This window comes from Bergeyella cardium (genome assembly GCF_009914665.1).
In the GTDB taxonomy this organism is placed as follows: domain Bacteria; phylum Bacteroidota; class Bacteroidia; order Flavobacteriales; family Weeksellaceae; genus Bergeyella_A; species Bergeyella_A cardium.
The window spans coordinates 464,645-476,132 of sequence record NZ_CP029149.1 but is presented as its reverse complement, the minus strand read 5'-3'; the positions used below and the strand labels follow the sequence as shown (position 1 = coordinate 476,132).

Sequence of the window (11,488 nt, the reverse complement as noted above, 5' to 3'; positions counted from 1 at the left end):
AAAACAATTAATAAAATGGACAACAATCAGAATCAAGACAACAACATCAACATTCAGTTGAACGAAGCTGTGGCTATGGGAGCTTATTGCAACCTTGCGCTTGTAAATCATTCTCCTTCGGAGTTTGTTTTAGACTTCATCCAGCTTATGCCAGGCGTTCAGCAAGCGAATGTAAGAAGCCGAGTAATCCTTGCTCCTCTTCACGCAAAAAGAGTTTTAAATGCTCTTCAACAAAATATTGCTAACTACGAGCAACAATTCGGAGAAATAAAAGAAGTTGAGCCTTTCGTATTGGGAGGTAACAATGTTCAAGCATAAAACCTCCAAAACAAAAACCAAAACCCCTGAATAAAACTTCAGGGGTTTTCTTTTCCCACCTACTGCGTGGGGAGCACTTAGCAGGGGAGGCACTCGTTAGCACGGCAGGCACTTACCACAAACAAACCACCCCCAGCTAGCAGCTAAAAGCCAAAAGCTAACCGCTAATTGTTGCCAGATAAAAAATAAGTTTTATATTTGCCTCGCAATTAGATGAAAAAAGGATGAAAAGGAATACCCAAAATATGACAAATATCATATACGCAAACTTGTGTATGTGCAATAATTTGTTATCCTTCCTTCCTTCCTTCAAAATATAGTCTTATTTAAAAGACTATATAGAGTGCCGATAGGCGCGCGGGCTCTGCCCGCGCGCCTATCGGCGCTTTTGCGCTTGCCTGCTTCTCACTTTTTCGCTTATGCAGGAGGCAAAGTCGCGAGCGAAGCGAGCGACAAAGCGCTAGTCAATTTTCTTTTAGAGCAAAATCAGACAAGAGTGGAGATAGGGGAGGAGCATTGTCGCCAGCCAAAGGCTGGCGACTCAATCGCAGTTTCTACGCTCAATAATTATTCCCAAGGAAGTAACATAAATAATAGATATATGAGATTTAAAATGATTTTAGCGTTTGTGCTAATAGGAGTATTAGCCAGCGCACAGACAGAGTACGACGGCAGAGTCGGAATCAATACAGAGACGCCAAAGGCTACTCTGGATATTTCGCGGAATACAAGTGTATCATCTAGTTCTGTGCAAGGTGTAATTTTCCCAAGAGTAACATCAGTTGAGCGAGATGCTTTCAACCCTTCGGATATAGTAGAAGGTACAATGATTTATAATACCGATAGGAAATGCGTAGAGATATTTTCTAATTCGGGTTGGGACTGTATCTCTTCGGTTGCGCCTTCTTTGCCACCAGGAGTTACGCTTCAGATTATGGGAGCGGGCTGGGATGGTGTCTTCCAAGCGGGGACAGCCGTAGCCGCAGGTTCCGGTACGCATAAGGTGAAGCTTCTTATTAATAATACTGGAGCTACGCCTTATACTCAAAACCTTTCTTCTGCAATGACGATTACGAACATTCCTGGCACTCTGCCAGGGGGCGTTCCTGCACCTACAGGCACAGTAGCTTTGGATGGAGCCCAAAACAGTTCGGTAACGGTAGCACCAGGCACCTCCCAGATTATTTCGTATAACCTGAAAGGTATGCCGCAGGTAGGGAATATAAAGGCTACTTTCCGTATAGGGATATACAATGTAGAGCAGACCTATACCGTAAGCCAGGGTACGGCCTTGTTCCAAGACCATAGCATATTTGTATTTTCTTGGAAGGAAGACAGCTCAGTGCAGGGAACGCCTCCGATTGCATCATCTTACCAAGGGAAGATAGACGGCAGTATCTATAAGATACCGGTTAAGATACCGTACAAGAACGGAGATGGTAAGTCTTTTGGAGAATTCACTAAGACGGTAAGCATAGGTACAGCGCCTAACCAGAAGACCTTAAAGCTAACAATACCTGCTGGTAGGCTGCACCAATCGCCTAGTACAGGGCTTTATAATGTAATTACAGGTACGCTGGAGGTAATAGACGGCACCTATAATGCACCATTATTAGAGGCAGGGAGTGCCGATGAGCTTATAGCTACTATTCCGGTACAGCTAACGAGTGCGATGACGCCATTTAACTTAAAAGTTTATGCTACAGGAGGAGTTAAAGACAAGCAGTACAACTATGAGACAGCAGGGGTAGCCGGCAGGTATGACCACCGCTTTGTGTATAGCAAATTAATGACCTATGATGGGCAGATATGGCTAGACAAGAACCTTGGAGCATACTATGCCGATGCAAACCGTATAGCAGACTTTGGCTATGACCAGACCTATGAGAAGCGCGATCCAATTGATGGGGGAGACTACAGGGGGCTAGGTTCTGTATTCCAATGGGGAAGAGAGGCAGATGGCCACGAGCTAGCAAACTGGAATACTACTGATCCTAATGATGGTGCAGGGGGAGCGTATTTCAAATATGCTCACGCAAGTCAGTTTCCTACAGGTACAGTAACTGATGCGTGGAAGCGATATAACAAGACAGAGTATAATGCTAATGTTTCTAGTTATACTGATCCTTGCCCAAGTGGCTGGCATACCCCTACAAAAGTGGATATGGAACAATTATTATTAAAGATAGGTGGATCTGTAGGACCTGTATGGATACTTGTGCATCGAAGTTCCTTTATAACAGAATTAGTTCGTTTTGGAAAAGGATGGTTTGGTGAAGGCTATGGAGGTATCCTTCGTAGCTATAAGAGGGGTTATGGTATTGGTGGAACTTGGCTAAGTACCCCATCTACATCTAATAATAAAGCATATGTTGCTATTCTAATATCAGAGATATATAGTCCAGCATATAAAATTCCACAGGCAGTGACAGTGGCTGCATCATCAGTAATGGAACAAGCTCAAATAAGTGGTAATGAAGATAAAATCCATGCTAATTCCGTTCGTTGCGTGAAGGATTAATAAATACACTCCAAAGGGGGAGTAATCCCCCTTTTATAAAAGAAAACATAAAGAATTATATATAAACCAATAAACATTATTACAATGAAAAATACTTTAAAAGCGTGGCTAAGAGACAACCCTCTTACCAGCGACCCATCAGATTTTGTAGGTGTACCCGCAAGCGTAGGGAGCGTAAGCATAGCAGAGATTGTAGCAGAGCTCAAAAAAGAAGGTATGGAGATAAAAGAGGAGACGGCAATAGACATCGTTTCCCGCTTTAATCGCAAGAGCACAGAGCTGGTGCTCCAAGGCTATGTAGTGAATACAGGTCTCGTGATAATGCGCTCAGCCATCAAGGGAGCCTTCCGCGATAGGACTTGGGATAAGGACAAGCACAGCGTCTATGTAAATGTCAATCAAGGCGCAGAGCTAAGGAAAGCCATCTCTCAAACCAAGGTAGAATTTCTTGGCGAGCAATCCAGTCCAATGGCAATCTTCGGTATTACCGACCTCAGCACAGGCAAAACCGATGGCACCCTTACCAAAGGCAAGAATGCCGAGATTAAGGGGACTTACCTCAAGGTTGCAGGTACCCACGCAGACAATGGCGTCTATCTCACGAATATAGACACCAAGGCTAAGACAAAACTCGAGGACATCGTGATAAATGAGCCATCTCGTCTTTTGGTGCTTATCCCAGCCAGCCTCCCTGCCGGCAACTATGAGCTGAGCATCACAACGCAGTTTAGCAGTGGTAAGAATGTCTTCCTCAAAGAGCCTCGCACAGATATTTTGGACACTATAATAGTCCTATCCTAACTCATTGTAAGATAGTGCCCCTCTCAATAGGGTGTCTATCCTTACCGTGATAGGGTGTCTATCACTCTCGTGATAGAGTGTCTATCCTTACCGTGATAGAGTGTCTATCACTCTCGTAATAGAGAGTCTATTGTAATATGATTTATAATAATAATAACGAAATAAGAATCAAGGGAGATAAATCTTCCAAATGATAAAAAGAAATAGAAACCTTGCACTTTATCACTTGTGTGCATAATGCGTTTTTATAGTTGTTAGTATTTATTTGTACGGCACCCCACTCGGGGTGCCGTACTTCTTTTTAGCAGATGGCAAATAGCTATTGGCTTTTAGCTATTGGCGGTGCGCGGTTAGCTTCGTGCAGTAAGCAGTAGGCTTTAGGCAGTAGGCGGTGTGCGGATAGTTTGTGATAAGTGTGCCCCACACAGTGGGTGCCTGCCGTGCTACGGCTAAGTGCTCCCCACGCAGTGGGTGCTTACTGCTTGAGGCTTATAGCTTTTTTGAGTTCTTGGATTTCTTTTGGGGTGAGTTTTTTCCAGTGGAAGCCGTTTTTTTTCCTTTCGGAATCCCATTGAGGGAAGATGCCGAGCCTTAGATAGTCTTTCAAAAAGCCATTGGAAATGGTTGGGAGGGGAGTGTCAAACATAAAGGGATAGTCCTCCGCCGATAGATAAAATTCCAGATTTCCCACTTTATGGCTTTTGTATTGGTTGAGCTGGTATTCTGAGGGTTTTAGCCATTGGTTTTCATTAAATCCGCCCATAAAATATCCCAGATAAAAGCTCGGAAGCTGTTTCTGTAGCCATTGGGGAGTGCTCAGTACGAAGGCTATTGCTAAGGTCATCACTGTAAAGCCTAAAATCGCGGTTTTCTTCCCTGCTTTCTGGTATGTGAGTATAAAAATCATTACGAAAAAGACTTCCAGAAAGAATCGGTATTGAGCGGAGAATGCCAGTACCATTGCGGATTTTAGCAGTACTGCCCCACAGAGGAGGTACAATACTTTCTTCCTTGAGATAAAGGTATGGAAGCACAAAATCATCAAACTGATGATAAACAGGATATGGATTTTCCCTTTAATCCCCTCTAACAGCAGCCAGTTTTTTATGTAATCCCATTTGCTAAAAGAATGTATCTCGGCGTAGGTATATTGCAGGTTGTAGGTTTTCATTATGGCAATCATTGCCGAGTTTTTTAGCAGTTCGGGGTTGGGTTTCCAAGGCAAATTAAGGTCAATCACCGCTACAGGAAATATGGGATAGCCGAAGAGCCATATATTTTTGAAACAAAAGAGCAGTACAAGAGCGAGACCTGCGGGCATCCAGCTGAGGGGCTTTTGCTTTAAGCAGAAAAGATTATACAGAAATACGAAGACAGGCACCCAAATGGCCGTTGGCTTTATTATAAATATGAATACCGAGAGTAGAAAGAGCCCTTTAGCATTGGTATTGCTTCGCATAGTCTCATTGAGCACTAGCATAGAGAGGATGATGACGGGCAAGTCTGCACTTGGCGACTGAACAAACAGAAACAAAATAGGGAAAAACAGCAGATGGACGAAAACCCTCCTCTCCAATATATAAATGAGGTAGCCTGCCAGCATAAGTGAATTCATTCTAAGGAAAGTATCCGATAGGTTAGAAAACCCCGCTTGGAAAATATGCCAGACGGACATCTGCCCCAGCAATAAGTCGAGATTGGAAATTCCCCTTGGCATTCCCACTTCACGAATCCACTTTATACTGGGTACATAATACCCAAAATGATCCAGAATAAATGGATAAAACGCTCCGAAGAACAATATAATAAAGAGAACGGGTACAAAAATTCGGTAGTGCTCCCTTAAAAAGCTGCCGAGTGCTCTGTACTTCTTTTGGTAGATGAATAGTGAAATACCCAATATCAGGGTACAGATTTCTACCGCAGTATTTATCGGGATGAAGAATGCCAGAACTGTCCAAACGATGCTTATACTCACGATTCCCATTACTAAATCTGAACTTATCCCATCCCATAGCTTTATTTTTTGGCTGGCAAGACCACCTATCCCCAGTAGGGTAGGCAGAATAAGCATTAGCGATAGTAAAATATAGATCATAATAGGGGAGGGGTTATATTTTTTCTCTCATTTTCTCTATCCATTTGTACACCGCAGGGCATATAATGGCGTTTTTCGTAGTCAAGTGATTAATCTGATAGACTTTTTTCCTGTCCGTATGCGGATATTCGCGACAGGCTTTGGGTCTCACCTCATAAATTAAGCATTTATTATCCGCACTGAGGAATATGCAGGGCAAGGTTTGGAGAACTTTATCGTTATCCTCGTCCGTTCGCAGGTATTTCTTCTCAAAATCCGATGCTTTCATCCGCAGATGTTTAGAAATTCGCTCAATATCTTTTTCGGTGTAGAGAGGGCCAGTCGTTTTGCAGCAGTTGGCACATTCCAAGCAATCAATTTCCTCAAAAACCTCTTCGTGAGCCTCCTGAGCTATATAATCTAAATTCTTGGGAGGCTTCTTCTTTAGCCCATCGAGGAACTTTTTATGTTCTTTTTTCTTTTGTAGTGCCTGTTGCCTGTAAAGTTCTAAGTTCATCAACCTTTTTTGAAAGCGGGCAATTTAGGAAAAAACCTGTACATTGACTACTTTTGTCCCCATTAATCCTGATTTTATGAAGAAAATAATCTGCCTTTTGGCTTTATTCTTAGCGAAGATTAGCTTTGCTCAAAAGGGTGAATTAAATGAATACTCTTACCAGTGTGCAGATGGGAAACAGCGACCGTTTGTGCTCTATACGCCACAAAATTCGGATAAGGCAAAGCTCCCGCTTCTTGTTTTTCTACACGGGGCAGTTTCTTCTCCTCAGCTTAAAAATGCGCTGGACTACGCTCGGAAATCGCCTTTCCTCAAAATAGCAGATGAAGCAGAGTTTGCTATTCTTTTCCCTTATGGGAATAAGGGTGCGGGCTGGTTTGATGAAGTGGGTAGCGCTATGGTTCTCGGTGAGATAGCCGAAGCTCAGAAGAAAATAAAGATTGATAAAGATAAAATCTTCCTCTCTGGCTTTTCAGATGGAGGCTCTGGCGTACAGCTCTTCTCCGTGCTTTTTCCAGATTCATTTGCAGGGTTTATTTCCCTCAATGGGAGTTTTAAAATTGCAGAAAAGCTCAGTGCTCAGTCTCTTTTCCCTGAAAATATGAATGCCAAACCGATGCTTATTTTCAATACTACGAAGGATTTTCTCTATCCGCTCTCGCAGATGCAGCCCGTTGCCGATTATCTCAAAACTTTTAATCCAAATATTGAGTTTATCACTCCTGAAGGAGCTCACGACCCGAGCTACCTACCCCAGTACGAGGAGAAAATCATTAATTTTATTAGAAGTACAACCCAAAGCCCTCAAACTGCCCTCTCTTGGGAATCTAATACCGAAAATACAGGCATTGGCTGGATAAAAATCAAGAAAATCAATACTCAAGAGCAGCCTCAGGACTGGCATAAACCTTACTCACTCAGGGTTTTTAATAATAAAGCAGATTTGGGCTTATTGTATGATAATACCTATAAAGGTAAGGGACTAAAAGTCTATGGATTTAAAAACGAAAGGTCTGAAGCTCCTAAAATGGGCGTACAAATTGGGGATATTATCCTGAAAATGGAAAATCACGAGATGAGCTCGCCTTTTTCCCAGATGTATTATTTCGCTACCAAGCAGGCAGGAGAGCCTACCAGCCTTAGCATTCAGAGGGGGGATAAAACACTTACCCTCAATGGAAAGCTAAATGAAGGTTATTATTATCAGATTTTTGAAAAGCCTGTAAACTCTGCAAAAGTAAAGGCACATATCTCAGGGAAAACCCTTATTATAAGTACTTCCAAAACTTCTGATATAGAAATTGACTACTCCCAAATCCCCCGTAAAATAAAGTGGGTAGAACTCAATGGAAAAAGGTTGAAAGCTACAACTAAAAATACCAGCATTACTCTTAATTGAGCAGATGGCTACTGGCTTTTAGCAGTAGGCTTTAGGCAGTAAGCAGTAGGCGATGTGCGTTTGTGGTAAGTGCTCCCCACGCAGTGGGTAAGTGCTCTCCACGCGAGTGGGTAAGTGTGCCCCACACAGTGGGCCATTAGCTATACGCCAGCTGCTATGAGCTAAAAAAGGATTTGGAAATCTTTCCAAATCCTTTTTTATTATATGCTGTTAAGGTTTGTAATAATTAGATATGTATTACTTCTCCGTAGGCAGCGGCTACTGCTTCCATTACGGCTTCGGAGATGGTTGGGTGTGGGTGTATTGCTTTCAGGATTTCGTGCCCTGTAGTTTCGAGCTTCCTTGCTACTACGGCTTCGGCAATCATATCGGTTACGCCGTCGCCCACCATATGGCATCCGAGCCATTCGCCATATTTGGCATCAAATATTACTTTAATAAATCCATCTACATCACCATTAGCAGTGGCTTTTCCAGAAGCGGAGAATGGGAATTTACCTACTTTAATCTCATATCCTTTTTCTTTTGCCTGCTTTTCTGTAAGCCCTACAGAAGCTACTTCTGGGTGGCAGTAGGTACAGCCAGGGATATTTCCGTAGTTGATAGGCTCTACGCTTAGTCCTTTTATTTTCTCTACGCAGGTAATCCCTTCAGCGGAAGCCACATGGGCCAATGCTTGAGTTGGGAGTACATCTCCTATCGCGTAGTATCCAGGTACTGAGGTCTCATACCATTCATTCACGAGGATTCTTCCTTTTTCGGTTTTAATGCCTACTTCTTCCAGACCTATTCCCTCTACATTAGCAGTAATACCTACGGCAGAGAGCAGTACATCTGCTTCTAAGGTGATTTCTCCTTTTTCGGTTTTTACTTTTGCCTTTACACCAGTTCCTGAGGTATCTACGGACTCTACGGATGCTTTGGTCATAATCTCAATACCCGATTTCTTGAGGGATTTCTCTACATGTTTAGATACTTCCTCGTCTTCCACAGGAAGAATGTTTGGCATAAATTCTACAATGGTAACCTTTGTGCCCATTGTATTATAGAAGTCGGCAAATTCTACCCCGATAGCCCCAGAACCTACGACAATCATAGATTTTGGCTGTTCAGCAAGGGTGAGTGCCTGTCTGTATCCGATAACTTTTTTACCATCCTGAGGCAGGTTTGGAAGCTCTCTTGACCTTGCTCCAGTAGCGATGATAATATGCCCAGCGCTATACTCGGTAGTTTTACCATCGGCAGCTGTTACGGAAACTTTTTTACCCGCTTTCACGGTTGCTGTTCCCATTATTACATCAATTTTGTTCTTTTTCATCAGGAATTGAATCCCTCCACTCATTTTAGAAGCTACGCCTCTACTTCTCTGAACTACTTTGGAGAAATCAAACCCAGGATTCTCTACTTTATTAAGGCCATAATCTTCTGCATTTTGAAGATACTTGAATACATGAGCAGATTTTAATAGCGCTTTGGTCGGTATACATCCCCAGTTTAAGCAGATACCCCCAAGATTTTCTTTTTCAATAATAGCAGTTTTAAAGCCTAACTGAGATGCTCTAATCGCTGTAACATATCCACCAGGACCACTCCCGATGACAATAACATCGTAATTCATTTGATCGAAATTTTTACGCGAATGTAAGAAAAATTATTAAAAAGAGGCGCTTAGTATATTTTCATTATGTTTGCAACACAGAAAAATTAAACCATTAGAATGAAGCATTTGTTACAAAAACTAAAACCATTTTTCTATATAGGTGGGCTTTATATTTTAGTTTCTTTTATCCTTAGGATTGTTTTTATTTTCCATCCGATTACTACGGCATCTTTCTCCTTTATAGAAACACTGAAAGTATTGTTTATCGGTGGGCTTTCAGATGTGTTTATTATCATTCTGGCGAGTAGTTTTCTGGCGCTTTATTTCCTTTTTTTATCAAATGCGAAATACGATAAGCCTTATGGAGTGCTTATTTTTTCATTAATGCTTCTTCTTGTGCTTTATACGGCCTTTGTTCCGAATAATATTTTCAGTCAGTATGGGGGTTCTGTGCAAGATATAGCCTTAATTTTCTTTGGGCTGAAAACTTTCTGCTTTGGAGCGATGCTTTTCCTCCCAAAATACAGGGTACAGGTGAGGAATGTTCTTTATTTTATTACTCTGTTTATCTATTCTCTGTCTATTATCTTTAATGCCGTTAGCGAATATTTCTTTTGGAATGAGTTCGGTATCAGATATAATTTTATTGCGGTAGATTATCTTATTTATACCAATGAAGTTATCGGGAATATAATGGAGAGCTACCCAGTGCTTCCACTGTTTTCAGTGATTTTTATCGTTACCCTTTTGGTTACGATTTTCATTTTTAAGAGAACTAAAGTTACCCTCCTCTCCTTACCGAATTTAAAGCAGAAGTTTATTCTTTTAGTCAGCTTTTTATTCCTTTGCTTGGTGAGTCTGGGGCTTTCTCCTCAGTTTGAAAAGGTAAAAGCCTCAAATATATTCTCGCAGGAAGTACAGGCAAATGGAGTTTATAAATTTTATTATGCTTTTACTCACAGTGAGCTGGATTATTTCCAGTTCTATCCGCAGATGGAGCAGAAACAAGCTGAAAATCTCTTTCTGAAACAGCTCTCTGCCCCTGCATTAGAGCGAGAGATTAGTCCTAATGCTGAGGAAACCCGTAAAAATGTAGTCCTTATCTCCATAGAAAGCCTCTCGGCAGAGTTTATGGCATATTATGGTAATCAGGAGAACATCACTCCTTTCCTCGATAGCCTTGCTCAGAAGAGCCTTTTCTTTACCAATCTGTACGCTACAGGCAACCGTACCGTGAGGGGATTAGAGGCGCTTACCCTCTGTATTCCACCTACGCCTGGTGAGAGTATCGTAAAGCGAAAAGACAATAAGAATAAATTTACAACGGGTTCTGTATTCAAATCCAAAGGCTATCAGGTGAAATACCTCTATGGAGGTTTCAGCTATTTTGATAATATGAAAGACTTCTTCTCTGGAAATGGTTATGATATTATAGATAGGAGTAATTTCAAGCCCGAAGAAATCACTTTTGCCAATATATGGGGCGTCTGTGATGAAGATATGGCTCGGAAGGCAGTAAAGGAAATGACCCGGCAGGCAAAACAGGGGAAACCTTTCTTTAACCATTGGATGACGGTTAGCAATCACAGACCTTTTACCTATCCGAATGGGAAGATTGATATTCCTGGTGATTCAAAATCCAGAAGCGGAGGCGTGAAGTATACAGACTATTCACTAAAAGTCTTCTTCGAGCTTGCTAAAAAGGAAGATTGGTTTAAGGATACTATTTTTGTTATCGTGGCAGACCACTGTGCATCCAGTGCGGGTAAAACCGAACTCCCTCTGGATAAATACAGGATTCCGTGCCTCATTTATTCGGAAGAGATTGCTCAGCAGCCGAAAGAAATCAGCAGTTTGGTCTCTCAGATAGATGTGATGCCTACCGTATTTGGATTGCTCAACTTTAAATATACCTCTAAATTTTTAGGTGAAGATGTCTTGAAGGAAACCTATAAACCAAGAGCATATATCGCGACTTATCAGGATTTGGGCTATATAGAGCAAGACCGCCTCACGATTATTTCGCCTATTAATAAGACCAAGCAGTATGAACTCAAGTTACAAAGCGAGCAGCCGTCTAAGGAGCATCCAATTTTTTATGATGAGATTCTCCTCCCAAATATTGATAAAACCCAAGCCGAGAAATGTGTCTCTGCCTATCAATCTACCGCCTTTTGGATTAAGAACCAAAAGCTCAATAAATAGCCATTGGTATTGCTTTTAATTTATATATTTGTTACCTCAATCAATAATAA

8 protein-coding genes are annotated in these 11,488 nt (G+C 41.7%); 5 read left to right on the top strand and 3 right to left on the bottom strand.

Annotated features, from left to right (window positions below; all coding sequences use genetic code 11):
- The first annotated feature begins 15 nt into the window (after positions 1–15).
- From DBX24_RS02160 to DBX24_RS02150, 3 genes are all read left to right on the top strand, one after another.
- Positions 16–318: a DUF3467 domain-containing protein gene (locus DBX24_RS02160; RefSeq protein WP_120489672.1), complete on the top strand. Its 303-nt coding sequence runs from the start codon at positions 16–18 to the stop codon at positions 316–318.
- 496 nt (positions 319–814) lie between these two features.
- Positions 815–2,839: a phage tail-like protein gene (locus DBX24_RS02155; protein WP_160223833.1), complete on the top strand. Its 2,025-nt coding sequence runs from the start codon at positions 815–817 to the stop codon at positions 2,837–2,839.
- An 84-nt stretch (positions 2,840–2,923) separates the two neighbouring features.
- Positions 2,924–3,640 carry a DNA-binding domain-containing protein gene (locus tag DBX24_RS02150; RefSeq protein WP_160223832.1) on the top strand — a complete coding sequence of 239 codons (717 nt, stop codon included), beginning with the start codon at positions 2,924–2,926 and terminating at the stop codon, positions 3,638–3,640.
- Positions 3,641–4,115: 475 nt separating this feature from the next.
- Here the strand turns inward: DBX24_RS02150 and DBX24_RS02145 are convergent, their stop codons facing one another.
- Both DBX24_RS02145 and DBX24_RS02140 read right to left on the bottom strand, forming a co-directional pair.
- On the bottom strand, positions 4,116–5,738 hold the full coding sequence (locus tag DBX24_RS02145) for an LIC_10190 family membrane protein (protein WP_160223831.1): 1,623 nt from the start codon (positions 5,736–5,738) through the stop codon (positions 4,116–4,118).
- A 13-nt stretch (positions 5,739–5,751) separates the two neighbouring features.
- The gene (locus DBX24_RS02140) at positions 5,752–6,234 is read right to left on the bottom strand and encodes a YkgJ family cysteine cluster protein (RefSeq protein WP_160223830.1); all 483 of its coding nucleotides are present in this window, start codon (positions 6,232–6,234) and stop codon (positions 5,752–5,754) included.
- A 76-nt stretch (positions 6,235–6,310) separates the two neighbouring features.
- Between DBX24_RS02140 and DBX24_RS02135 the strand changes: the two genes are divergently transcribed.
- A complete protein-coding gene (locus tag DBX24_RS02135) occupies positions 6,311–7,633 on the top strand; it encodes a PHB depolymerase family esterase (RefSeq protein WP_160223829.1) in 1,323 nt (440 codons plus the stop codon).
- A gap of 226 nt (positions 7,634–7,859) precedes the next feature.
- Here DBX24_RS02135 and lpdA read toward each other — a convergent pair whose 3' ends face one another.
- Positions 7,860–9,251, bottom strand: a complete 1,392-nt coding sequence (gene lpdA / locus DBX24_RS02130; RefSeq protein ID WP_120488566.1) for a dihydrolipoyl dehydrogenase — start codon at positions 9,249–9,251, stop codon at positions 7,860–7,862.
- Positions 9,252–9,350: 99 nt separating this feature from the next.
- On the opposite strand from lpdA, the gene DBX24_RS02125 reads away from it, so the two are divergent.
- The gene (locus DBX24_RS02125; protein WP_160223828.1) at positions 9,351–11,438 is read left to right on the top strand and encodes an LTA synthase family protein; all 2,088 of its coding nucleotides are present in this window, start codon (positions 9,351–9,353) and stop codon (positions 11,436–11,438) included.
- Positions 11,439–11,488 lie beyond the last annotated feature (50 nt).